General features: G+C 64.1%; 24 protein-coding genes. 14 read left to right on the top strand and 10 right to left on the bottom strand.

Features of this window, described 5'->3' with window-relative positions; translation table 11 throughout:
* Positions 1–24 precede the first annotated feature (24 nt).
* The gene (gene rplQ, locus VOI18_RS06010; RefSeq protein WP_323761500.1) at positions 25–447 is read left to right on the top strand and encodes a 50S ribosomal protein L17; all 423 of its coding nucleotides are present in this window, start codon (positions 25–27) and stop codon (positions 445–447) included.
* A gap of 89 nt (positions 448–536) precedes the next feature.
* A complete protein-coding gene (locus VOI18_RS06005) occupies positions 537–1,940 on the top strand; it encodes a Do family serine endopeptidase (RefSeq protein ID WP_323761499.1) in 1,404 nt (467 codons plus the stop codon).
* A 13-nt stretch (positions 1,941–1,953) separates the two neighbouring features.
* Here VOI18_RS06005 and VOI18_RS06000 read toward each other — a convergent pair whose 3' ends face one another.
* The gene (locus VOI18_RS06000; protein WP_323761498.1) at positions 1,954–2,409 is read right to left on the bottom strand and encodes a VOC family protein; all 456 of its coding nucleotides are present in this window, start codon (positions 2,407–2,409) and stop codon (positions 1,954–1,956) included.
* 86 nt (positions 2,410–2,495) lie between these two features.
* Here VOI18_RS06000 and VOI18_RS05995 point away from each other — a divergent pair, with 86 nt between their 5' ends.
* Together VOI18_RS05995 and VOI18_RS05990 are read left to right on the top strand one after the other, a co-directional pair.
* Positions 2,496–3,803, top strand: coding sequence for a replication-associated recombination protein A (locus tag VOI18_RS05995; RefSeq protein WP_323761497.1), 1,308 nt, complete (start codon positions 2,496–2,498; stop codon positions 3,801–3,803).
* 68 nt (positions 3,804–3,871) lie between these two features.
* Positions 3,872–4,252, top strand: coding sequence for a hypothetical protein (locus tag VOI18_RS05990; RefSeq protein WP_323761496.1), 381 nt, complete (start codon positions 3,872–3,874; stop codon positions 4,250–4,252).
* On the opposite strand, the gene VOI18_RS05985 is transcribed toward VOI18_RS05990, so the two are convergent.
* Complete coding sequence (locus VOI18_RS05985; RefSeq protein WP_323761495.1) at positions 4,253–5,002, bottom strand: hypothetical protein; 750 nt, start codon at positions 5,000–5,002, stop codon at positions 4,253–4,255.
* Positions 5,003–5,534: 532 nt separating this feature from the next.
* Between VOI18_RS05985 and crcB the strand changes: the two genes are divergently transcribed.
* From crcB to VOI18_RS05970, 3 genes are all read left to right on the top strand, one after another.
* Positions 5,535–5,918, top strand: coding sequence for a fluoride efflux transporter CrcB (gene crcB / locus VOI18_RS05980; protein WP_323761494.1), 384 nt, complete (start codon positions 5,535–5,537; stop codon positions 5,916–5,918).
* A complete protein-coding gene (locus VOI18_RS05975) occupies positions 5,915–6,907 on the top strand; it encodes an RluA family pseudouridine synthase (protein ID WP_323761493.1) in 993 nt (330 codons plus the stop codon). The genes crcB and VOI18_RS05975 overlap by 4 nt, the downstream gene beginning before the upstream one ends.
* Before the next feature lie 110 nt (positions 6,908–7,017).
* Positions 7,018–7,755, top strand: a complete 738-nt coding sequence (locus tag VOI18_RS05970; protein ID WP_323761492.1) for a hypothetical protein — start codon at positions 7,018–7,020, stop codon at positions 7,753–7,755.
* A gap of 2 nt (positions 7,756–7,757) precedes the next feature.
* Here the strand turns inward: VOI18_RS05970 and VOI18_RS05965 are convergent, their stop codons facing one another.
* On the bottom strand, positions 7,758–8,081 hold the full coding sequence (locus VOI18_RS05965; RefSeq protein ID WP_323761491.1) for a DUF1244 domain-containing protein: 324 nt from the start codon (positions 8,079–8,081) through the stop codon (positions 7,758–7,760).
* Positions 8,082–8,192: 111 nt separating this feature from the next.
* Between VOI18_RS05965 and VOI18_RS05960 the strand changes: the two genes are divergently transcribed.
* From VOI18_RS05960 to VOI18_RS05945, 4 genes are read left to right on the top strand one after another with little or no spacing between them, the layout of a single operon-like run.
* Positions 8,193–8,903: an HAD-IA family hydrolase gene (locus VOI18_RS05960; protein ID WP_323761490.1), complete on the top strand. Its 711-nt coding sequence runs from the start codon at positions 8,193–8,195 to the stop codon at positions 8,901–8,903.
* Positions 8,900–9,667: an ATP12 family chaperone protein gene (locus VOI18_RS05955; RefSeq protein ID WP_323761489.1), complete on the top strand. Its 768-nt coding sequence runs from the start codon at positions 8,900–8,902 to the stop codon at positions 9,665–9,667. The genes VOI18_RS05960 and VOI18_RS05955 overlap by 4 nt, the downstream gene beginning before the upstream one ends.
* 54 nt (positions 9,668–9,721) lie before the next feature.
* Positions 9,722–10,405, top strand: a complete 684-nt coding sequence (locus tag VOI18_RS05950) for a 2OG-Fe(II) oxygenase (protein ID WP_323761488.1) — start codon at positions 9,722–9,724, stop codon at positions 10,403–10,405.
* Between the two features lie 26 nt (positions 10,406–10,431).
* On the top strand, positions 10,432–10,965 hold the full coding sequence (locus VOI18_RS05945; RefSeq protein WP_323761487.1) for a GrpB family protein: 534 nt from the start codon (positions 10,432–10,434) through the stop codon (positions 10,963–10,965).
* On the opposite strand, the gene VOI18_RS05940 is transcribed toward VOI18_RS05945, so the two are convergent.
* On the bottom strand, positions 10,962–11,750 hold the full coding sequence (locus VOI18_RS05940; RefSeq protein WP_323761486.1) for a hypothetical protein: 789 nt from the start codon (positions 11,748–11,750) through the stop codon (positions 10,962–10,964). The two genes, VOI18_RS05945 and VOI18_RS05940, sit on opposite strands and share 4 nt — an antisense overlap.
* A 16-nt stretch (positions 11,751–11,766) precedes the next feature.
* A complete protein-coding gene (locus tag VOI18_RS05935; protein WP_323761485.1) occupies positions 11,767–12,846 on the bottom strand; it encodes a GNAT family N-acetyltransferase in 1,080 nt (359 codons plus the stop codon).
* A gap of 171 nt (positions 12,847–13,017) precedes the next feature.
* Here VOI18_RS05935 and VOI18_RS05930 point away from each other — a divergent pair, with 171 nt between their 5' ends.
* Positions 13,018–14,550 carry an acyl-CoA carboxylase subunit beta gene (locus VOI18_RS05930; protein ID WP_323761484.1) on the top strand — a complete coding sequence of 511 codons (1,533 nt, stop codon included), beginning with the start codon at positions 13,018–13,020 and terminating at the stop codon, positions 14,548–14,550.
* Here VOI18_RS05930 and VOI18_RS05925 read toward each other — a convergent pair.
* From VOI18_RS05925 to VOI18_RS05905, 5 genes are all read right to left on the bottom strand, one after another.
* The gene (locus tag VOI18_RS05925) at positions 14,547–15,410 is read right to left on the bottom strand and encodes a hypothetical protein (protein ID WP_323761483.1); all 864 of its coding nucleotides are present in this window, start codon (positions 15,408–15,410) and stop codon (positions 14,547–14,549) included. The two genes, VOI18_RS05930 and VOI18_RS05925, sit on opposite strands and share 4 nt — an antisense overlap.
* Before the next feature lie 363 nt (positions 15,411–15,773).
* On the bottom strand, positions 15,774–16,040 hold the full coding sequence (locus VOI18_RS05920) for a Txe/YoeB family addiction module toxin (RefSeq protein WP_323761482.1): 267 nt from the start codon (positions 16,038–16,040) through the stop codon (positions 15,774–15,776).
* A complete protein-coding gene (locus VOI18_RS05915; protein ID WP_323761481.1) occupies positions 16,037–16,402 on the bottom strand; it encodes a type II toxin-antitoxin system prevent-host-death family antitoxin in 366 nt (121 codons plus the stop codon). The genes VOI18_RS05920 and VOI18_RS05915 overlap by 4 nt, the downstream gene beginning before the upstream one ends.
* Positions 16,403–16,611: 209 nt before the next feature.
* Positions 16,612–17,547 (bottom strand): fatty acid desaturase family protein, encoded by a 936-nt coding sequence (locus tag VOI18_RS05910; protein WP_323761480.1) that lies wholly within the window; start codon positions 17,545–17,547, stop codon positions 16,612–16,614.
* Between the two features lie 62 nt (positions 17,548–17,609).
* Entirely contained in the window at positions 17,610–18,473 is an 864-nt protein-coding gene (locus VOI18_RS05905; protein WP_323761479.1) for a hypothetical protein, read from the bottom strand.
* 67 nt (positions 18,474–18,540) lie between these two features.
* Between VOI18_RS05905 and VOI18_RS05900 the strand changes: the two genes are divergently transcribed.
* Together VOI18_RS05900 and VOI18_RS05895 are read left to right on the top strand one after the other, a co-directional pair.
* Entirely contained in the window at positions 18,541–18,993 is a 453-nt protein-coding gene (locus VOI18_RS05900) for a potassium channel family protein (RefSeq protein WP_323761478.1), read from the top strand.
* A 96-nt stretch (positions 18,994–19,089) separates the two neighbouring features.
* Positions 19,090–21,099, top strand: a complete 2,010-nt coding sequence (locus tag VOI18_RS05895; protein WP_323761477.1) for an acetyl/propionyl/methylcrotonyl-CoA carboxylase subunit alpha — start codon at positions 19,090–19,092, stop codon at positions 21,097–21,099.
* Positions 21,100–21,105 lie beyond the last annotated feature (6 nt).

The following is a 21,105-nucleotide window of genomic DNA, read 5'->3' as shown; positions in this document are numbered from 1 at the left end:
AACCGGACCTGAGGAGATAAAGCCATGCGTCACGGCATCGCACACCGCAAGCTTAACCGCACCCACTCGCACCGCAAGGCGATGCTGGCCAATATGGCCGCCTCGCTGATCGAGCACGAGCAGATCGTCACCACCTTGCCGAAAGCCAAGGAACTGGCCCCGTTCGTGGACAAGCTGATCACGCTGGCCAAGCGCGGCGACGTCCATGGACGCCGCCAGGCAATGTCCAAGGTCCGCAATGAGGACCAGGTCAAGAAACTGTTCGACACGCTCGGCGGTCGCTACACCGAACGCGATGGTGGTTATACCCGCGTTCTGAAAGCCGGCTTCCGTCACGGCGACAATGCGCCGATGGCCGTCATCGAGCTTGTTGATCGCGACCCGTCGGCCAAGGGCGCCGGCGATCGGGCCCGCCTCGAGGAAGAAGGCGGCATGACTGAGGAGTAAGCTTCCAGTCAGCACCAGTTCAGGAAAAGGCGGCTTTGCTTCAGCAGGGCCGCCTTTTTCGTGCCCGCAATCCAGCCTATATGGGTGCCATGATCAGATACGCTTTTTTCGCTGTCCTCCTCGCGAGCGCGCCTGCGTTTGCCCAGGAGATCGACCTTGCCGGTGCCGCCGATGACCGTGTTGTGCCGGACAGCCGGATGGACATGCAGATGTCCTTTGCGCCGATCGTGCGCGAAGCGACGCCCGCTGTGGTGAATGTCTATACCCGCCGCGTGGTCCAGAACCGCAGCCCGTTCGCCAATGACCCGCTGTTTTCGCGGATGTTCCGCAGCCGACCGCAGGAACAGAACTCGCTCGGTTCCGGGGTGATCGTGGATCCGTCGGGTGTGATCGTAACCAACAATCACGTCGTCGCCGGCGCCACCGAGCTGCGCGTGGTCCTCGCCGACCGCCGCGAATTTTCCGCCGAAATCCTGTTGACCGACGAGGCTACCGACCTGGCCGTCCTGCGTGTCGAAACCGATGAGCCGCTGCCGGTGTTGCCGTATGACATGAGCGGCGATGTCGAGGTGGGCGATCTCGTGCTGGCGATTGGCAACCCGTTCGGTGTCGGTCAGACCGTAACGTCCGGCATCGTGTCGGCACTGGCCCGCACAGATGTCGGCCAAACCGATTTTGCCTCCTTCATCCAGACTGATGCCGCCATCAATCCGGGCAATTCCGGCGGCGCACTGGTCGACATGGACGGTGAACTGGTCGGCGTGAACACCATGATTTTTTCGCGATCGGGCGGATCGAACGGGATCGGCTTTGCCATCCCGGTCGAGATGGTCGCCCGGGTGGTCGACACCGCGATGAGCGAGGGCGAATTGATCCGCCCCTGGCTGGGCGCCCGCCTGCAGCCGGTCGACAGCGACATTGCGGATGCTTTCGGTCTCGATCGGCCGCGTGGCGCGCTGGTCAATGAAGTCTACCCGCTCGCAGCGGCCGATGATGCCGGCCTGATGCAGGGCGATATCGTATTGGCGATCGATGGCCAGACCATCAACAATGAAGCGGGCGCCCGTTTTCGTCTCGCCACCCGCGCCGCGGGAGATGATGCCCGCTTCACGGTCCTGCGGGACGGGGAGGAGCTGTCGCTGGATGTGGCCGTGCAGCCGGCTCCCGGTATCTCCGAACCGGAGCCGTTTGCTGTCGATGGCCGCAATCCGCTGGTCGGGGCGGCCCTGGTGACGCTGTCACCGGCCTTCAACGAACGCGTCGGTCTCGACCCGTTCCGGGGCGGCGTGATCATCAGCGCGGTCGGGCGGCGGTCCGTCGCGGCGCGTTATGGCTTCCGGCCCGGCGACCAGCTGGTCGAGTTGATGGGCGAGCCGATCTATTCGCTTGATGACCTCGCCGAGGTGCTCGCTGCCCATGACGGCGCGCAGGTCTGGCCGCTGATCGTGGAGCGTCGCGGACAGCGCTTCGACACCTCGGTCCGCCTTTACTAGGGCGGGCCAGGCTTCAATCGGTGTGGGGTTTTAACGCGACGAAGCTCCACACATGCCCGAACGGGTCCCGCACCTTGCCGTGGCGGCCAAAGAACTCGTCACTGCAGGGGCGGACAATCTCGGCGCCCGCCTTCACGGCCCTGTCGAACCAGCGGTCGGCATCGGTGACATAGAGATTGAGCGTAAAGGTGGTGCGATTGCCCAGGCTGGCCGGGGCGACGTTGCCGATCATCGCCTCGTGCTGGGGGAATTCGTCGGCCAGCATCACGATGCCCTCATTGATGCGCAGCGTGGCGTGGCCCAACTTGCCCTCGAAATCATAGCGTTCGAGCAATTCGGCATCGAACGCACGGGTATAGAAGTCCACTGCTGCGGCACCATCGCGGACGCTGAGATAGGGCGCCACGCCGGAGGTCGGCGGCACATGGGCGTCGCCAGCCTGTGCTGAATCGCCGGGTGCGTCATTCATGTCGGTTCTCCCCACCGGATTGCGAGCTGCAAGACTAGCATGACCTGCCTTCTACGACACCGCGAACACGCCTAGGCTCCAGGGCGATGACAAGCCTGTTTGAAGCCGCCGGCCTTGATGCCGAAGCCCCGCGACCGCTGGCCGACCGATTGCGCCCGCAAGCGCTCGACGAGGTCGTCGGCCAGGACCACCTGCTCGCCGGCAAGGGGCCGATTGCCCGGATGCGGTCGCAGGGACGGCTCGCCTCGCTGATCCTGTGGGGACCGCCGGGCGTTGGCAAGACAACCATTGCCCGCCTGCTGGCCGAGGACAGCGATCTGGAGTTTGAGCCGCTGTCAGCGGTCTTTTCCGGTGTGGCCGACCTCAAGAAGGCCTTCGAGCGAGCCCGCGCCCGGCGTCAGCAGGGCCGCGGAACCTTGCTCTTTGTTGACGAGATCCATCGCTTCAACCGGGCCCAGCAGGATGGCTTCTTGCCGGTGGTGGAGGAGGGGACGGTGACGCTGGTCGGTGCGACCACAGAGAACCCGTCTTTTGAACTCAATGCCGCCCTCCTGTCGCGCTGCCAGGTGTTGGTCCTCAAACGGCTCGATGACGACGGGCTGGACCTGCTGATGCAGCGCGCCGAGGCCGAGATGGGCCGGGCCCTGCCGCTTGATGCCGGGGGCCGCAACGCCCTGTGCTCGATGGCTGATGGCGACGGCCGCTACATGCTCAACCTGGTCGAGGAGGTGTTCACCTTCGATCCGGACGTCGAAGTCAGCGCCGACGACCTCGCCACGCTGCTCAACAAGCGCGCGACCGCCTACGACAAGGACCGTGACGAACACTACAATCTCATCTCGGCCCTGCACAAATCCATTCGCGGCTCCGATCCGGACGCGGCGCTGTACTGGTTTGCCCGCATGCTTGAAGGCGGCGAGGATCCGCTCTTCCTGGCCCGACGGCTGGTGCGCATGGCGTCCGAGGATATCGGCCTCGCCGACCCGACCGGCCTGATGATCGCCAACGAGGCCGCACGCACCTATGAGCGCCTCGGCTCACCCGAGGGTGAGCTGGCGCTTGCCCACGCCGTTGTCCATCTGGCGACCGCCGCCAAGTCCAATGCCGTTTACGTCGCCTTCAAGCGGGCCCAGAGAGCCGCCAAGGCCACAGGCTCCCTGATGCCGCCTGCCCACATTCTCAACGCCCCGACCGCCCTGATGAAGGATCAGGGCTATGGCAAGGGCTATGAATATGATCATGACGCTGCCGGCGGCGTTTCCGGCCAGGACTATTTCCCTGACGACATGCCGGACCGCCCGGTGTTTTACGAGCCGACGGGCAATGGCCGTGAGGCGGCAATCGGCGAGCGTCTCGCTCGCTGGCGCAAGGTGCGTCACACACGGCGATCATAAAGCGCAGCCTTGCCAACGCTGCCCGGTTGGCGAATTCTTCTCCCTCAACCACTCTGGGGGGAGTTTTCATGAAACCGGAACGCATTCACCTGACGCTGGGTCTTGTCTGGCTGATCGCCGGCATGCTGCTGGGCGAGCACATGGGCCGCTCGGGCGACCACGGCCAGATGCCGACCCATGCCCACATGATGTTGCTGGGCGGGGTCCTCTCCGTTCTCTGGGCCGTGCTCTATCGCGTCTTCGCGCTGGGCAGCGGTTTTCTCGCCTGGATCCAGGTTTTGCTGCATCATATCGCTATTCTGATCATGATCCCGGCGCTCTACCTGATGTTCGGCGGGCTGGCGGAGGAGGCGACAGTGGGGCCCTTGCTGGGCATCAGCGCGATCATGTCAGTCGTGGCTGCGGCGCTGATACTGCTGCTGAGCCTGCGGGCGAAGCCTGATGCCTGATCAGGGTTGTTCGGCTTCGGTGGTCTCGCAAGCCTGACCGGCTATCGCATTGGCATCGAACCGGGCGAGACCCAGCGCCGTGCGGGCGGCGTCGATCGTGTCCGGATCGGCGAGCGGCCAGACCTGGGTCAGCCCGTCCACGCATTCCGTCGCTGTCCCGTAGGGCTGGGGCTGGTTCTGTGACACGGCGAGCGCATCGGCCATCGCCGCGTAGGCCGCCCCGTCATAGGCGCCGGCCAGCGCGACCGGTTCCAGAGCAGCGACCAGCCGGGCCTGGCTGTCCGGGGCGCGCTGGGCCATCCGCAACAGCTCGGCGCCAAGGCGCGGGTTGTCCGTCCACACGGTGAGAAAACTGTCCGGATCGATCTGGTCCAGTGCCCACTGGCTGTTATTGGCTTCGATCTCATGGATCTGCCCGGACAGCGCGGCGAGGATTTCACCCTGTGCCCCGTCATCGAGGTCGGCGCGTGAAATGACCGGCAGGAGGAGTTCGGACAGATAGCGCTCGCGCGCCTTGCGTCCGGCCATCTCGGCGACGGTGTCGGCATGGCTGGCAAACCGGCCCTCGATCCGCGCGATCAGGCTCGCCGCATCGGTCGGCGGGCTGTCTGCCATCGGCTCGTCGGTATCGGCCCCCGCCTGAGGCTCGCCAGCCTGAGGCGCGGCTTCCTGTGTGGCAGTCGCCTCGGGACCAGGCTGGATCTCGGCGTCCTGCAAGACAAGCAAGGCGGCCAGAATGAATACGGACATGACGCGACTCCTGAAATTGCAGGCAGTCTAGCGCGGCTTGCGGCGTATCCAAGACATGCCGACAAAACAAAAGCGGCAGCCCTTGGGGGAGACTGCCGCTTTCGCTTGGGGTCGGGATCGATCGGGACGGGAGACTGTGAGGCGTGTCGCCGGTCCGGATCGTTGGTCGTCTGGTTGAACCCTTGGGGGGGAGGTTCAGCCTAGGCGAATGCGCCGCCGAGGGCGAGCGTCATGGCGCCAAACACACCGGCCACGAAAAGTACGTTGACGAGCATCGAGAGGGAGGTCGAAACACGGTTCATCATTGGTCTTGTCCTTGCGGTCTTGGCGAGCCGGGCCTTCCCGGTTCGCACGTTGGTAAATAAGGGCTTAGAGCTGCCGGACAATCGTCATTTCACCAAACCGCCATTGCAAAAACGCATAGCTAAACAAAAATTACATGAAATTTAGGATTTGTTAGTGTGCCGTTAATGTGGCGAGGTTCGATGCGGCAGTGCTTGCCAATCGGGGCGCGGGACCCTATCGACCCGGAATGATCAATTATCTTCTCGTTGGTGCCGGCGGAGCCCTGGGTGCCGTGTCCCGCTACCAGGTCGGTCGCCTGACCTTCCGCTGGTTCGGGCCGGAGCAGGTCTGGGGTACATTCGCGGTGAACATTGGCGGTGGCCTGCTGATGGGTCTGCTGATCGGCTGGCTGGCGGCCACTGGTCGCAGCGACCAGCAATATATCCGGCTGTTCGGAGCGGTCGGCTTCCTGGGTGGTTTCACCACGTTCTCGGCTTTCTCCCTGGAAATCGCCAACATGATCGAGCGTAAAGCGATCCTGCCGGCCTTCGCCTACGCGGCGGGTTCGGTTGTGGTGGCCCTGGCGGCTGTATTTGTGGGCCTCTGGCTCATGCGAAAGGCATACTCATGAGCGGTGTCCAGACCATCAAGGTAGAAGCCACCGAAGACGGCTCACGCGTCGATCGCTGGTTCAAGCGTCGTTTTCCGCATGTCTCGGCGATCATGGTCCAGAAGCTGTGCCGCAAGGGTCAGATCCGCGTCGATGGCGGGCGTGTGAAGGGGGACAGCCGGGTCCATGAGGGCCAGGAGGTCCGTATTCCGCCGCTGCCGGAACCGGGCGAACGGGCACCGGCCAACCGGATGTCGGATGAGGACATCGCCTACGTGAGGTCGCTGGTCATCTATCAGGATGACGAGCTGATCGCGTTCAACAAGCCGGCCGGGTTGGCCGTGCAGGGCGGCTCCAAGACGACCCGGCATCTGGACGGCATGCTCGATGCCTTCGGTGAGGGCCTGGACCGACCGCGGCTGGTCCATCGCCTCGACAAGGACACCTCCGGCATCCTGATTGTCGGCAAGGGGCCCAAGGCGACGGCGCGCCTCGCCAAGGCCTTCCAGTCGCACAAGACCCGCAAGACCTATTGGGCGATCGCCATTGGTGTGCCCAAGCCCAAGATGGGCGAGATCAAGGGTTTCATGCGCAAGGCCGCCGCGTCGGGGGTCGACAGCGAGCGCGAGACCATGGTCGCCGCCGGTCATGGCGATGAGGGAGCCCAGCACGCCCTGACGCGTTATGTGGTCATCGGTGAGGCCGGGCAGAAGGCCTCCTGGGTGGCCCTGCGTCCGGTCACAGGCCGGACGCACCAGCTGCGCGTCCATCTGGCGGCCATGGGCACAGCGATCCTCGGTGACAAGAAATACACCTGCCACCGCCCGGCGCCGGAAGACCTCGGCCGTCGCCTCTGCCTGCACGCCCGCCGTCTCGAAATCCCGCGCCCCGGCGGCAAGCCGCTGGTCCTGACCGCCGACCTGCCGCCGGCTTTGAAGAAAATCTATGACACGCTGGGTTTCTCGGTGAAGGAGATCAGTGAGAGCGAGATCGAGGAAGATCTGGCCTAGACCGGTCCCAGCCGTTCACGCGCGCTCACATCTGCGTCAAGGCCGCCGAAGGTCAGTCGACAGTCCGGGCAAGCGGTGATGTCCTGCGAAAAAACAGGGGACATTCTGGGATGGCACACATCAATCGAATTCTGGTCGCGGGCCTGGCGCTTGGGCTGGCTGGCTTGTCGGGGACGCAGGCGCAATCCATTGCCGAACGGGCCAATCGCGCCGAGCTGGTGGAGGGCGGCTTCAATCTCGGCCTCTTCGTCGACGGTGAGCGCGACGGTTTCATGCGCTATGGCTGGTATGCCGACGAGGCGGGCGTGCACCTGTGGGATCGCTCGATGATCGTCTCGCGCAGCGACTATGAAAGCTTCTCGGCCCTGCTGGACCCGGCTGACCTGACACCGCGCCGGGTCGCTCTGCGCTATCACAGCGGTACCCGCTATTATCTGGTCGATGCCGGTTTCGAGAATGGGCAGGTGACCGGATCGCGCAACCTGCATGGCCCGGCCGAGCCGACCCAGAGCCAAGCCATCGATCATCCGGTCCGCGAGGGCGCGATGGTACGTGGCGCCGTCTTCATGCTGGTGACCGTCCTCGACCTGGAGCCAGGTGACACCCTCAGCTTTGACTGGTGGATTCCGATGCGGGACAGCTTCGAGACCGTGACGCTGACGGCCTTCGACGCCGAAAGCGTCGAGACCCCGGCGGGCCTGTTCGACGCCATCCGTATCGAGCTGCGCGGCACGACGCCAGCCAATGATCTCTTCGTCGATGTCGACAGTGGCCGCCTCGTCCGTCTCGATGTGGTTGGTCAGCCGGTCCAGTATCTGGCCCTGCCGGACCAGGACGGGGCTGGCTAGCGTCAGCCGCCGGCCTTCGCCGCCTGCTTGGCCTTGAAGGCCGCGATCTTTTCCGGACTCGCTTTGCCCTGATAGAGCGCCTTCCAGTCTCCGGGCGGCATGCCGTAGACACGTTCGCGGGCCTGGTCCCGGGTCACGTCTATTCCGCGCTCGGCCGCGGCTTCTCGCCACCAGTCGCCCAGACAGTTGCGGCAGAAATCGGCCAGCAGCATCAGATCGATATTCTGGACATCCTTGCGCGCGTCCAGATGGGCGAGCAGGCGGCGGAAGGCCGCTGCATCGAGTGCAGTGCGCTCGGTCTCGGTGATATTGTCGGGATCGGTCATCGGCAGTGCACTCCAGCTTGCATGTCCTGCCTAGCTAGCATGAGGCGGGGCGTGCTTGCCAAGCCGGACGCAGCCGCTTATGTCGCGCCCAAGCAAACGGAGCCTCGCCGCGTGAGCAGCCCCTTGAAACTCGCCATCTGGGATGTCGACGGTACCATCGTTGACAGTCGGCAGGTGATCCAGAAGGCGATGGACCGTGCCTTCCGTCGCGCCGGCCTGGGCGGGATCGACTATGATCGCACGCGAACGATTGTCGGGCTCGAGCTGACCGAAGCCGTGACGCGCCTCGCGCCGCCGGACTTCGGACCTGAGCGTGCCGTGCAGCTGGCGGGCTACTACAAGGAAGCGTTCGTCGAGCAACGCGCCGAGGCCGGCTTTTCCGAACCGCTCTATGACGGCGTTCGCGACACGCTGGAGCGCCTGGTCGATCAGGGCTGGCTGATGGGCGTGGCGACCGGCAAGGCCCGGCGAGGCCTCGATATCGTCTTTGAGCATCACGACCTGCACCGCTATTTCGACACCTTGCAGACCGTTGACGGCGGAGCCGGCAAGCCGAACCCCCGCATGGTGCTGGACGCCTTGCGCGAGACCGGCACCGAGGCCGCGCACGCGGTGATGATCGGGGATACCGGTTTCGACATGGCGATGGGGCGCAATGCCGGTGTCCATACGCTGGGCGTCAGCTGGGGTTTCCATACCCCCGACGAGATCGCTGAAGCCGGGGCGCACAGCATCCATGATGATTTCGCCGCGCTCGACAGGGCGTTGGACACGTTTGCCGAGACCGTCGGCATCGCATTCACGCCGGGAGCAACCCTATGAGCGAATCCTATCAGACCAAGCCCGGGGTCAAGATCCCCAGCCGTGAAAATTCGCTTCCCAAGCGCTTTTACAAGACGGTCGATGTGCTGGCTCTTGATGACGGGTTTGCGGTCCGGCTCGATGGTCGGCCGGTCAAGTCCCCGGCCAAGCGCACCCTGGCCCTGCCGACCCGGGCGCTGGCCGAGCTGGTGGCGTCGGAATGGGACGCCCAGGGCGAGCGCATTGATGCGCCGGCCATGCCGGCCACCCGCCTGTGCTTCGTCGCCCTGGACCTGATCCCGGACGCCCGGGCGGCGACAGTGGCGGAAGTCACCAAATACGCCTCCACCGACCTGGTCTGCTTCCGGGCCCCGGAACCGCCGGAGCTGGTTGCCTCCCAGGCGGCGGCCTGGGATCCGGTCCTGGCCTGGGCCGAGGACAGACTGGGCGCCCATTTCGTCGCGGCCACGGGGCTGATGCCGGTCGATCAGGACCCCGTCGCCCTGCAGCGTGTGATGCAGCGCGCCGGCGAGCTGGATGACTGGCGCCTGACGACGCTGGCCCATGTCACGGCGGTGTGCGGTTCGGCCCTGTTGGCGCTGCAGCTGCTGGCGGGCGACATTGACGGCGAGCAGGCTTTCGCCCTTTCGACCCTCGACGAGCATTTCCAGATCAGCCAGTGGGGCGAGGATCATGAGGCGGCGGACCGTCTCGCGCGGCTGCGCAACGAATTGGTGACGATGGCTGCAGTCCTGCGTGCATTGGACGCGGCGCCCTCGGCTTGATGCCCGGCGCCAGGCGTTTAACCTGATAATCCCAATCCGACCGGAGACTGGACCATGGCTGACACCGCTCCCGAACCCAATGGCCAAGCGCAAGCTGGCAAGACCGGTCCCGGTGGCCTGCTGGATTTTGACGCGCTGCGTCAGGCCAATGTCCGCTCAGACCCCTATTCCTATTTCGTCGCGGACGGTGCCCTCAGTGCCGACGAAGCCGCCAATGTGCGCCGCGACTACCCGGCGATCGACAAGCCCGGCTATCTGCCGCTGTCCAAGCTGGAAACCTCTGGCGAGTTCAAACGCCTGATGGAAGATCTCAATTCGGCCGAGCTGGCGCAGGTCCTGACCGACAAGTTCGGCGTCGACTTCACCGAGAAGCCGCGCATGATCACGGTGCGCAAGGTGTCGCAGCTGTCTGACGGTCCGATCCACAACGACTCCAAGTCGAAAATCCTGACTATGCTGACCTATCTCAATGCCGAGTGGGACGGCACGGGGGCCGGCTGCATCCGCGTGCTCAACGGACCCAAGGATTTCGAGGATTTCACCGAGGAAGTACCGCCGCTGGCAGGCTATGTCTTTGCCTTCCTGCGCGCCGACAACTCCTGGCACGGTCATCTGCCCTTCGAGGGCGAGCGCTATGTCGTCCAGACCACCTTCCTGACCTCGCAGGAAGAACTTGACCGCAAGGAAAACCGCGGCGGGTTGCAGTATTTCCTAAAGAAGCTGAACCCGTTTCAGTAGTCGGGCAGCGGCGGGGAGCAGGCTTGATGGCCCAGGTTGTCGATTATGATCCGGCCTGGCCCGGGCGCTTTGTCGAGGAGCAGGCCCGTCTGTACGCGGCGCTGGGACGTGCGGCCGTCCGGATAGAGCATATCGGCAGTACATCCGTGCCCGGGCTCGCGGCCAAGCCGGTGATCGACATTCTGGTCGGGACGCTGGACCTGTCGGCGCTGGATCGTCGCAACGACGCCATGGTGCAGGCCGGTTACCAGTTGCGCGGCGAGAACGGGATCGAGGGACGGCGCTATTACCGGCGCCACCATCCCGATGGAACGCGCCTCGCCCATGTTCACGCCTTCCGGGAAGACAGTGACGGATTTCGCCGCCACCTGGCGTTTCGTGACTATCTCCGGGCTCACCCGGATGTCGCCTCGGCCTATGGTCGTCACAAGCTGGTGATCGTCGCCGCGGGGTTGGTCCGCCGGGCGGACTATGCCGCGCGGAAAGCCGTGTTCGTCTCCCGGATCGAGCAGGACGCGACGGCCTGGAGGGACCGGTTGGCGGCGGCCGCGCCGGACTAGAGTGCCGCGACCGTGCGCAGTATCCGGGGTCGGAACTCCAGGCGACCTTCGTCGAGCCGGTTCCAGACCAGGAAGCCTGTCACGATAACCGCGAGCTCGGCCAGTTCCTGGAAGATGTGATGGCACATCAGGGCACCGCTCAGGATCAGCAGGCCCCGAAGCGGCAGCAGCACGGTGTCGCCATTGCGCGCCTCGATGAGGGAGCCCAGTCGGGCTCCGGTCACCAGCAAGATCAGCCCGCCCACATAGTAGACGGTCTCCATCGTGCCGGGTGTGATGTAATTGTGCAGGTTGAACTCTTCCTGCAGATTGGTGCGGGCTATCGCTTCGGGCGGCGTGAAACCGAACCAGTGTTGGCCCCAGCTGACCTCCTCGCCGAAGGCGACGAGCAATACGATCGCCACAGCCGTCAGGGCGACCGGGCCGAACGCGCCGTGTCCCCGCCGTTGCCCCAAGCCGCTGATAGCGAGCACCACCGGGAAGATCATGACGGTTATGGTCAGGTTTTCGACCAGGCCGCCATCGCCAATCTCGGGACGAAACACGCCGGCCAGCGGCACCACGGCGTGATCGAACAGGTTGAGCGGTACCAGCGCGATGAGTGCGATGAGCGCCAGCATGTCCGGGTTCACGACCTGCCGCGCAAATCCGTGATACCCGACCGCAGCGAAACCTCGCACTGTCACGTTCACGGTGATTGCCAGTGCCAGGGCTGTGGCGATCAGGAAGCCGAACGCCTGGAGCGGTGCATCAATACTGCCATCCGGCGAGAATAGCGTCTGCATGGATACCCCCAACTGGCTAGAAAGCGTGTACGGCGGCCCATTTGTCGAGGCGGCGGAATGCCTTGCCGGGCCAATTCGAGACCCGGCCCAGCGGCAGGGCCCGGGCAACACCGTCGATCATCTGTCCGGTCCGCACCAGGGCGTGGGCAAGGGAGGGGCGCTCAAGGCGCCCTGTCACGATGGCGAAACCGGCATTCGACAAGCGGCGCTTGAAGTCATAATCGCCCGGCCCGAGATGGATCTGGTCAACGCCCAGCGTTTCGAGATGACGGGCGATCTCCAGATACAGGGTCAGGCCCGGGCCGAGTTTTGAAAATTCCGGCCAATAAACCGGGAACCAGTAGTGCAGCACCCGTTCGGAGCGCATGCCGAAATGAGCGGCCGCGAGTTGACCATTGATCTCGACCGTCGACAGCAGGCCGGACAGTTCCGGTGTATCGCTGTCGAACAGGTCCTCGATGGCCTGCCGGGCCCAGCCGGCGACAAACACATCCAGGGCATTGGTGCGGCGGTATTGCTCACGCTTGGTCTCGATCACGGCGCGGAAGACGTCCGGGCGGCGGTCGTCGATGCGGAACACGACCTCATCGCCCATTTCGGCCAGCTTGCGCTGACGGGCGCGGATGTTGCGCATCGCCTTGGCGTCTTCGCGGGCGCAATCATCGAGGAAATTCTCAAAGCCGCCTGACAGATCGGACACCCACGACATTTGCGGCGGGTGGCCGCTGGCCCGGGCAAAGCTGGACTGGTCGGCGAGGGCACCGTGAAAGGTGAACAGGCCAAAGCCGCTGCCGCCGAGGGCCGCTTCAATATCAAGTTCGGGTGTCGTGGTGATCAGGCCATGATGGTCGCCCAGCGGGCCGCCGATCGGCCGCGCGACGCCGGAACGGGACAGGTGCAGCGGCAAAAAACCGTCGATTGTGCCGTTACGGTGCAGGATGGCGATGCGGGTGTCGTTGCGTCGCCGGGCCATCGCTTGAGTAAAGGCCAGGCTGAAATAGGGCGAGGCGAGGGAGGGGTTACGCGCACGAAAATCGTTCCAGGCCTGGCGTTCCGGGGCGCCGATGCCATCAATGGTCACGATTTCTGTTTGCATGCCTCGGCCGCTCATGCGCCCATCCTTGTCCCGGTTCACCGTGATGCGCTGCAATCCCTGCGCCGCATGATGCCTGTTTCCCGGTTCAACTGGCGCACGGGCTTGATTGCACAATCACTCGGGGGTCTGCTATCTGGCGCCTGACAAGAATCCCGTGGGGAAGGACCTGCCATGAAAGACGTGCTCGAGCAGCTGGAAGCCAAACGCGCCGCAGCCCGTATGGGCGGCGGAGAGGCGCGCATTGAAGCGCAGCATGGCAAGGGCAAACTCTCGGCGCGTGAACGCATCGAACTCCTGCTGGATGATGGCTCGTTTGAAGAATGGGACATGTTCGTCGAGCATCGCTGCGTCGATTTCGGCATGGCCGACAAGAAAATCCCCGGCGATGGCGTGGTCACCGGCCACGGCACCATCAATGGCCGGCTGGTCTATCTCTTCTCCAAGGATTTTACCGTCTTCGGCGGCTCGCTGTCCGAGACCCACGCCCAGAAGATCGTCAAGATCCAGAAAGCCGCCATCCAGAACGGCGCGCCGGTGATCGGCATCTTCGACGCCGGTGGGGCCCGGATCCAGGAAGGCGTCGCCTCGCTGGGGGGGTATGCCGACATCTTCCTGCAGAACACATTGGCGTCCGGCGTGGTGCCGCAGATCTCCATGATCATGGGACCGTGCGCCGGCGGTGACGTATACTCCCCCGCCATCACCGACTTCATCTTCATGGTGAAGGACACCTCCTACATGTATGTGACCGGGCCGGATGTGGTGAAGACCGTCACCAACGAGACCGTCACCCATGAAGAACTCGGCGGAGCCTCCATCCACGCCAAGAAATCCGGCGTCGCTGATGGCGCGTTCGAGAATGACATCGAGGCCCTGGTACAATTGCGCCGGCTGATCGACTTCCTGCCGCTGTCCAATCGCGAAACCCCGCCCAAACGACCCAGCCATGACTGCGTCGACCGGCAGGAACCCAGCCTCGACACGCTGGTCCCGTCCAATCCGAACAAGCCCTATGACATCAAGGAGCTGATCGAGAAGGTGGCGGATGAGGGCGATTTCTTCGAGATCGCGCCGGACTATGCCGCCAATATCGTCACCGGTTTCGGCCGCCTCGACGGTCAGCCGGTCGGTTTTGTTGCCAACCAGCCGATGTCACTGGCCGGCGTGCTCGACAGCGATGCCAGCCGCAAGGCCGGCCGTTTCGTGCGCTTTTGCGACGCCTTCAACATCCCGATCGTCACCTTTGTCGACGTGCCCGGCTTCCTGCCCGGAACCCGCCAGGAATATGGCGGCCTGATCAAGCACGGCGCCAAGCTCCTCTTTGCCTATGCCGAAGCGACCGTTCCCAAGCTCACCGTCATCACCCGCAAGGCCTATGGCGGCGCCTATGACGTGATGAGTTCGAAACACCTGCGCGGCGACGTCAACTACGCCTGGCCGACCGCCGAGATCGCCGTGATGGGCGCCAAGGGTGCCGCCGAGATCATCCACCGCAAGGATGCCGCCGACCCCGACAAGATGGCCGCCCACGCGAAGGAATACGAAGACCGCTTCGCCAACCCCTTCGTCGCCGCCGGCCGCGGCTATATCGACGACGTCATCATGCCCCACAACACCCGCAAACGCCTGATCTCGGCGCTAAGAACGCTGAAGAACAAGAAGGCGGAAAACCCGTGGAAGAAACACGATAATATTCCGCTTTAGGGGGTGGGGCAGGACGTCGGTTGCTCGTCATTGATAGCGGCCACAAGTGCAAAGCTGGTTGTGGTGTACAGCGCCTGCGTGACGGCCTCCCAGCGTTCTGCGATTTCGGGTGATGATGGTCCGTTGTCGCTCCAACTACCCATGCCGCCAAACACCCAGCCACGAAGGGCTCCCCGTAGCAGTTGCTCGCGATCCGGCGACAGGCCGAGATTCTCCGGCAATACGGGAAAAGGTTCTGACGCGCTGGCCGGATCGAGCAGACCCAGGGCCGGCAGGAAAAACGAATTCGACCAGTAACCGGATTGCTCGGATTGATCGACCTCGCGGATGTCATTGAGGGCGCGTTTCAGGTTTCCCCGAGCGACGTGCAGGGATGGCGAGTCCATACCAGGATCGGCCACTGGCAGTTCACGATAACTGACAGTCCAGATTGGGCCGGAGGTGGGGCGTGGATGGATTGCCTGCCATTCGGGCCACCAGTAGCGAACGCTGTCGGGGAAGGTAACCGCAATGGCCCAAGGCGCAGGATTGTCGTTGTCGAGGCTTGGACGGCCAAGGATGTCTGTGTCGCCCTGAAGCTTGTGGTCAGTCATGTAGGTTGGGCGCATCGTGTTCAGATGGATTCGAAGTGGCCGCGAAGGAAAATATCGCGCCGTGAAGGAACATCCGCCTTGCTCGGTCGTCGACGCAATCCACTGCGAAACACTGAGTCGTTCCTGTGCCGGGGAAACAAATTCGACGATGTGATGCTCGCCTCGCGCCTCGAAGTCGAGGATCGCCGCGGCAAGATCGTGATCGCCCGCCTGCTCGGCCTGGGCAGCCAGCGTGTAGAGAATGAGTTGAAGCAGCGTTCCGGGCATTGGCAACTTCTCGTTCCAAATGGCTTTCTTGGTGTTTTGTCGCTGAATGGCTCCCTTTCGGTCAAGGGACATGCCCGCTACGCGGCCCTTCGGGCCCTTGATTGAAAGAAACGAATACGGCCCGCTGGCTGACAAGCGATGTATGGATCGGTCCGCGCCGGTGCGCGCACTCTCACACACCATTTTTCCCGGGCGAAGACCCGGGACCAACCGAACCCGGTTTGAAGCGCTGAATCTCCCGTTGGTCCCGGATAGCGCTGGCGCGCTTCCGGGAAAAATGATGGAATGATTGATTGGATGGTTGGCTTGTCGGCTCATGCAGCGTTGCTACCCTGCGACAGGCTGGCCGCAGGCCAACTCAGCTCAATAATGCCGCCGACACTGCACCACCTCCACCCGCTGCCCATCCCCGGCCCCCATAACCCGATAAACCAGCCTGTGCTTGCTATCGATGCGGCGCGACCACCAGCCTGACAGTTCGCCCTTGAGGCATTCCGGTTTGCCCAGGCCGTCGAACGGGTTGCGGCGAATGTCTTCGATGAGCTGGAGGGTGCGTTTGGCTAGGCGGGTTTCGTGGCGGACCAGCCAGGCAAGATCGTCGAGCGCCTGGGGCGTCAGCTCGACATTCATGATGTCCCGTCGGTACCGGTCTCGTCCCCGGCCCAGCCGATGAAGGCGGCCGGGTCTTCGGCGAGGCGGCGCAGCGTGTCCGGCGTCAGGGAGCGGGTCTCACCGGCCTCGGCGGCGGCGATACTGTCGCGCAGGCGGCGGGCATTGGCCGGGCTCTCGAGCAAATAATTGGTTTCCTGTAAGGCTTCCCACTCCGACAGCGCCACCATCACCACCGGCTCGCCGCCCTGACGGGTGATGATCGCCGGCGCCTTGTCAGCGGTGACGCGCTCGACCACGTCTTTCAACGCCGCGCGCGCTTCGGATATGGAGAGGATTCGGGGCGGCTGCAGCATGAAGTGATTGTACAGGTTTCCGTACATTTATCAAGTGGTGCGCCCGCGCTCACCTGTCCATAAGTCGCTTGCCGAGACGTCGCCGTATCCGCTTCTTGCCGTCAAGGGGCCTGCCCGCTCCGCGGCCCTTCGGGCCCTTGACGGCAAGAAGCGGATACGGCCTGCTGGCTGACAAGCGATCTATGGGTTGTTCCGCGCTCGCGCGAAATTCAACTGAAGGCGTTGGAGGGTCAGCCCTAAGCCACCCGCACCGCCTTGCCCAGCATCGCCGGATAGCCGCGCGTCACGCAGGCATGGCCGTCATAGTATCCCCGGCTCGCCAGCAGCCTGTGAAGGCGGGGCAGGTTATAGGGCGGGACGGCAGCGAAGATGTGGTGTTCGAGGTGGTAGTTGACGTTGTTGGGCGCCACCAGCAGGCGCTCCGGCCAGCTGGCAATCGTGGTGTGGGTGTTGCGGCGCGGTTCGGTGTCATAGCGATCGGCGGCGACGCCGTGCTCGCCGATATTCCGCAGTCGCATGATCGCCGGATAAACGAAAATCCGCGCCGCCCACCACAGGGCGATGGCCCAGGGCGCGCCGGCGGCGGTGAGGGCGGCGAGCAGGACCAGCTGGAACACCAGGAAGGGTGTCTTCTGGCGCCAGTCCGGCGACTTCCAGGCCATGACCAGATCGCGGATGGCGGTCTGGCCGGTCAGGTCGCGGATGAATTTGCGGCGCAGGCTGTCGCTTGTGACCGGATAGGCCTTCACCAGCCCCTGGTCGGGGTCCTTGTCGGTGCCGGCATGGCGGTGATGGTCGAGGTGATAGTCGCGATAGAGCTGCAGCGGTACATCGACCGCCGCGCCGCCGATCCAGCGTCCGGCGAATTCATTGAGCCAGGGCGTGCGGAACAGGGAGTGGTGGGCACAGTCATGCAGCACGATCGACAGCGCCAGCTGGCGGCCGCCGATCAGGATGACGGCCAGTGGCAGGGTGAGCGGATTGGTCCAGACGATGGCCAGCGCGAAGGCTGCAGCGAGCCCGGCGAGGTTGCTCGCCAGCATCAGCGCGCCCTGCCAATTCGTGGTGCGCGACAGCTGGCGCAACTCGTCGCGGGTCACGCATTCTGAAAGCCTGCGCGCCGTATCGGCTTGCACAGTACCGTCGTGATCGGGGTGATGGGTGTCGCTCATGTCGGTTCCGTACGGCGTCGGATTACCAGTGTCCCGCATTTGATGCCGGTGGAAAAGCGCGATCAGTCGGCAGGCTTGCCCCGTCCCGTCGGGATGAAGCCGACGATGAAGGTGACAAGAAGCACACCGCCGAGCGGGTAGAGCGCATGGGCCAGGGCGTTGCCCTCGGCCATGCCGGCGAGCAGCGCCAGCGAGATGACCAGGCGGCCACCGCGCACCCGGGCGTGGCTCAGCGGCTCACCGCGCGCATCACAGACGCTGTTCGGCCGCGGGCAAAGCCGGGTGCTCAACAGGCCGATCACGACCAGACCTCCAATCAGGGCCATCAGGTGCATCGACGCCGTCTCAGGCCACAACAAGGCAGCGAAATCACCCTCCAGCTCGATCAATTGCCAGACCGTCAGGCCCAGCGCGGCGAGGGCGGCGATCAGGGCCAAGGTGCGCGAACGGTCGAGATGCACGTCGATGGCGATGGCGATCGCGGCGACGACGCCCATCAGCGCGTACCCGTCCGAGAAGACCGAGAAACCGGCGAGGATCAGCACCATGACAAGATCGCCGGGCTTGGCCGGCTGGCCGACGGTGCGGTTCACCGTTCGTGCCGCCATCAGGACAAAGGCCAGGGTCCAGACTGCGACCGGCAGGCCCATCACCAATGCGTAGACAACCAAGCCGGCCGCCACGAAGGCAGTGAGGTTGCGGTCCGGATCGGCCTCGCGGCCCAGGGCCCAGACCAGGAAGGTGACGACCATCGCCTCCAGACCGGTGATCACGGCATTCACCGCGCCGCCACCGGCCGAGAGATAGGCATAGAGTCCGAGGCCCAGTCCGATCAGGGGCAGGGCAATCAGCACGGCGCGATTGGTCGGATACTTTGCCTCCAGCGGCCGGGCGATGGAGGTCAGGCGGTAAACGGCTTTGCTCATTGATCGATTCCCCTTTGCCCCCGACACTAAGCCGAATCGTGCCCGGTTCCAGCTCTGGAGATTGCCGATGACCGCAGCCTTGCTTGTTTCGACCGCCATGGCCGTCTGGACCGTGCTGGTGCACATGGTCGGCCTGGGCTCGCTCCTGGTGCTGGCACGGGTGCGCTCGACGCGGATCAGCCCGCATGGATCCGCCTTTCGGCAAGCGTTGTTCATCCTGTTGATCGTGCTGGGGTTGTTCGTGGTCCATGCCGTCGAGATTTGGAGTTTTGCGTTGCTTTATCTGGTGCTCGACGCCTTTCCGGATCTCGAGACCGCGCTGTATTTCTCCACCTCGACCTTCACCACGCTGGGCTATGGCGAGGTGGTGATGAGCGGCCAGTGGAGGATGGTCTCGGCAATGGAAGGATTTACGGGCTTCCTGATGATCGGCTGGTCGACTGCTTTCCTGGTGTCGATTGTCGGCAAATTGCGAGCACTGGAAGCCGATTGGCTGGAGCCACCGCGCCAACCGGACTGAGACAGGCCGCCGCCACCGCTTGCCGCCCGGCCACAAGCCACGCTAAACCCGTGACAATCGAGCGGTAATCATCCGCTGCCGGATCAAGGGGCCCGCATGTTCAAGAAGATCCTGATCGCCAATCGTGGCGAGATCGCCGTCCGCGTCATCAAGACCTGCAAACGCCTCGGCATTGCCACCGTGGCGGTTTATTCGGAAGCGGATGCCGACAGCCTCGCGGTCGAGATGGCGGACGAAACCGTTTTCATCGGCGCATCGGCACCGGGTGAAAGCTATCTCGTGCTCGACAAGATCCTTGATGCCGTCAAGCAGACCGGTGCCGATGCGGTCCATCCCGGTTTCGGTTTCCTGTCGGAAAACCCGGCCCTGCCCAAGGCGCTGGAAAAGGCCGGTGTCGGCTGGATCGGTCCGAACATCCACGCCATCGACGCGATGGGCGACAAGATCCGCTCGAAACAACTGGCCGCCAAGGCCGGCGTGTCGACCATTCCCGGCGCTGACGGCGAGATCGCCGATGCCGACACTGCTCTCGCCGCGGTCAAGGCGATCGGCTATCCGGTCATGCTCAAGGCTTCGGCCGGTGGCGGCGGCAAGGGCATGCGGATCGCGCGCAACGATGCCGAGGTCAAGGACGGGTTCAAGGCGGCGCGAAACGAAGCCAAGTCGTCTTTTGGCGATGACCGGATCCTGATCGAGAAATTCATCGAGGAGCCGCGCCATATCGAGATCCAGGTGATGGGCGACAAGCATGGCCATGTGATCCACCTCAACGAACGCGAATGCTCGATCCAGCGTCGCAACCAGAAAGTCCTCGAAGAAGCGCCGTCGCCCTTCCTCGACAAGAAGACCCGGGAGGCCATGGGCGCCCAGGCCGTCTCGCTCGCCGCTGCGGTTGATTATGACAGCGCCGGCACGGTCGAGTTCATCGTCGACAAGGACAAGAAATTCTACTTTCTCGAGATGAACACCCGGCTGCAGGTCGAGCATCCCGTCACCGAGCTGACGACCGGGGTTGATCTGGTCGAACTGATGATCCGCTCAGCCTTCGGCGAAAAGCTCGCCCTGGCCCAGAGCGATGTCCCGATCAAGGGCTGGGCCGTCGAGGCGCGCCTTTACGCCGAGGACCCTTATCGCGGCTTCCTGCCGTCGATCGGCCGCCTGAAGCGCTTTCAGGAGCCGGCCGAAGGCAAGTTGGGTGAGGGGACGCTGCGCATCGACGCCGGCGTGCGCGAGGGCGACGAGATCTCGCTCTTTTACGACCCGATGATCGCCAAGGTTATCGGCTATGGCAAAACCCGCGACATCGCGATCGACACGCTGTCAGCCGCGCTGGACCGGCTCCATGTCGAGGGGCTGCAGTCCAACGCGCCCTTCCTGTCAGCCGTGCTCGACGAGGCTGATTTCCGCGCCGGTCGCATCCATACCGGCTATATCGGTGAGCATTATCCGGACGGATTTCACGGCACCGCGCCGCGCGAGGAGCAATTGGTCGCCATGACCTGCGCCGCCGCCTTCGTGCATGAAACCTTCGTGCGCCGGGCCAGCCAGATCGAGGGGCGGTTACGCCCGGCAGACGAGCCCATCGTGCGCGAATGGGTGGTCCTCCTGGACAAGCGTCGCATCCCGGTCGAAATCGAGATGACGGCCGAGGGGCAGGCGACGATCTGGGCGCCGTCCCTGGCGTCAGAGCGTCTCCAGGTTGAAACTGCCTGGCGTGCCGGCCAGCACCTGTTCGAAGCGACCATCAATGGCGACGCCATCGCCCTGGAGTTCGCGGATCGCACAGAAGGCTACCAGATGCGGCACCGGGGCTTCTCCGCCGTGGCGCTGGTCTGCACAGCCCGGGCGGCTGAACTGCACGCGCTGCTGCCGGAAAAGGAAAAGCCGGACATGGCCAAGCTGGTTGTCTCGCCGATGCCTGGCCTCGTGGTCTCGCTCGAGGTTGAGGAAGGCCAGACCGTCAAGACCGGTGAACCCCTGGTCATCGTCGAGGCGATGAAAATGGAGAATGTGCTGCGCGCGGAGACGGATGGCACGATCAAGGCGGTCAAGGTCGAGGCCGGGGCTTCGGTGGCTGCGGACGAGTTGCTGGTCGAGTTCGAGTGACGGCCG

It is taken from the genome of Maricaulis sp. (assembly GCF_034670125.1).
Classification (GTDB): Bacteria; Pseudomonadota; Alphaproteobacteria; order Caulobacterales; family Maricaulaceae; genus Maricaulis.
This window is presented reverse-complemented; position numbering and strand designations above follow the sequence as displayed.

What these genes read in the sequence shown, in the direction of transcription:
- rplQ (WP_323761500.1), top strand. Translation starts at nt 25, where the DNA reads ATGCGTCACGGCATCGCACACCGCAAGCTTAACCGCACCCACTCGCAC.
- VOI18_RS05975 (WP_323761493.1), top strand. Translation starts at nt 5,915, where the DNA reads ATGAGCGGTGTCCAGACCATCAAGGTAGAAGCCACCGAAGACGGCTCA.
- VOI18_RS05895 (WP_323761477.1), top strand. Translation starts at nt 19,090, where the DNA reads ATGTTCAAGAAGATCCTGATCGCCAATCGTGGCGAGATCGCCGTCCGC.
- VOI18_RS05920 (WP_323761482.1), bottom strand. Translation starts at nt 16,040, where the DNA reads ATGAATGTCGAGCTGACGCCCCAGGCGCTCGACGATCTTGCCTGGCTG.
- VOI18_RS06005 (WP_323761499.1), top strand. Translation starts at nt 537, where the DNA reads ATGATCAGATACGCTTTTTTCGCTGTCCTCCTCGCGAGCGCGCCTGCG.
- VOI18_RS05905 (WP_323761479.1), bottom strand. Translation starts at nt 18,473, where the DNA reads ATGAGCAAAGCCGTTTACCGCCTGACCTCCATCGCCCGGCCGCTGGAG.
- VOI18_RS05915 (WP_323761481.1), bottom strand. Translation starts at nt 16,402, where the DNA reads ATGTACGGAAACCTGTACAATCACTTCATGCTGCAGCCGCCCCGAATC.
- VOI18_RS05930 (WP_323761484.1), top strand. Translation starts at nt 13,018, where the DNA reads ATGAAAGACGTGCTCGAGCAGCTGGAAGCCAAACGCGCCGCAGCCCGT.
- VOI18_RS06000 (WP_323761498.1), bottom strand. Translation starts at nt 2,409, where the DNA reads ATGAATGACGCACCCGGCGATTCAGCACAGGCTGGCGACGCCCATGTG.
- VOI18_RS05950 (WP_323761488.1), top strand. Translation starts at nt 9,722, where the DNA reads ATGGCTGACACCGCTCCCGAACCCAATGGCCAAGCGCAAGCTGGCAAG.
- VOI18_RS05900 (WP_323761478.1), top strand. Translation starts at nt 18,541, where the DNA reads ATGACCGCAGCCTTGCTTGTTTCGACCGCCATGGCCGTCTGGACCGTG.
- VOI18_RS05935 (WP_323761485.1), bottom strand. Translation starts at nt 12,846, where the DNA reads ATGCAAACAGAAATCGTGACCATTGATGGCATCGGCGCCCCGGAACGC.
- VOI18_RS05925 (WP_323761483.1), bottom strand. Translation starts at nt 15,410, where the DNA reads ATGCCCGGAACGCTGCTTCAACTCATTCTCTACACGCTGGCTGCCCAG.
- VOI18_RS05955 (WP_323761489.1), top strand. Translation starts at nt 8,900, where the DNA reads ATGAGCGAATCCTATCAGACCAAGCCCGGGGTCAAGATCCCCAGCCGT.
- crcB (WP_323761494.1), top strand. Translation starts at nt 5,535, where the DNA reads ATGATCAATTATCTTCTCGTTGGTGCCGGCGGAGCCCTGGGTGCCGTG.
- VOI18_RS05910 (WP_323761480.1), bottom strand. Translation starts at nt 17,547, where the DNA reads ATGAGCGACACCCATCACCCCGATCACGACGGTACTGTGCAAGCCGAT.
- VOI18_RS05995 (WP_323761497.1), top strand. Translation starts at nt 2,496, where the DNA reads ATGACAAGCCTGTTTGAAGCCGCCGGCCTTGATGCCGAAGCCCCGCGA.
- VOI18_RS05940 (WP_323761486.1), bottom strand. Translation starts at nt 11,750, where the DNA reads ATGCAGACGCTATTCTCGCCGGATGGCAGTATTGATGCACCGCTCCAG.
- VOI18_RS05985 (WP_323761495.1), bottom strand. Translation starts at nt 5,002, where the DNA reads ATGTCCGTATTCATTCTGGCCGCCTTGCTTGTCTTGCAGGACGCCGAG.
- VOI18_RS05970 (WP_323761492.1), top strand. Translation starts at nt 7,018, where the DNA reads ATGGCACACATCAATCGAATTCTGGTCGCGGGCCTGGCGCTTGGGCTG.
- VOI18_RS05945 (WP_323761487.1), top strand. Translation starts at nt 10,432, where the DNA reads ATGGCCCAGGTTGTCGATTATGATCCGGCCTGGCCCGGGCGCTTTGTC.
- VOI18_RS05990 (WP_323761496.1), top strand. Translation starts at nt 3,872, where the DNA reads ATGAAACCGGAACGCATTCACCTGACGCTGGGTCTTGTCTGGCTGATC.
- VOI18_RS05965 (WP_323761491.1), bottom strand. Translation starts at nt 8,081, where the DNA reads ATGACCGATCCCGACAATATCACCGAGACCGAGCGCACTGCACTCGAT.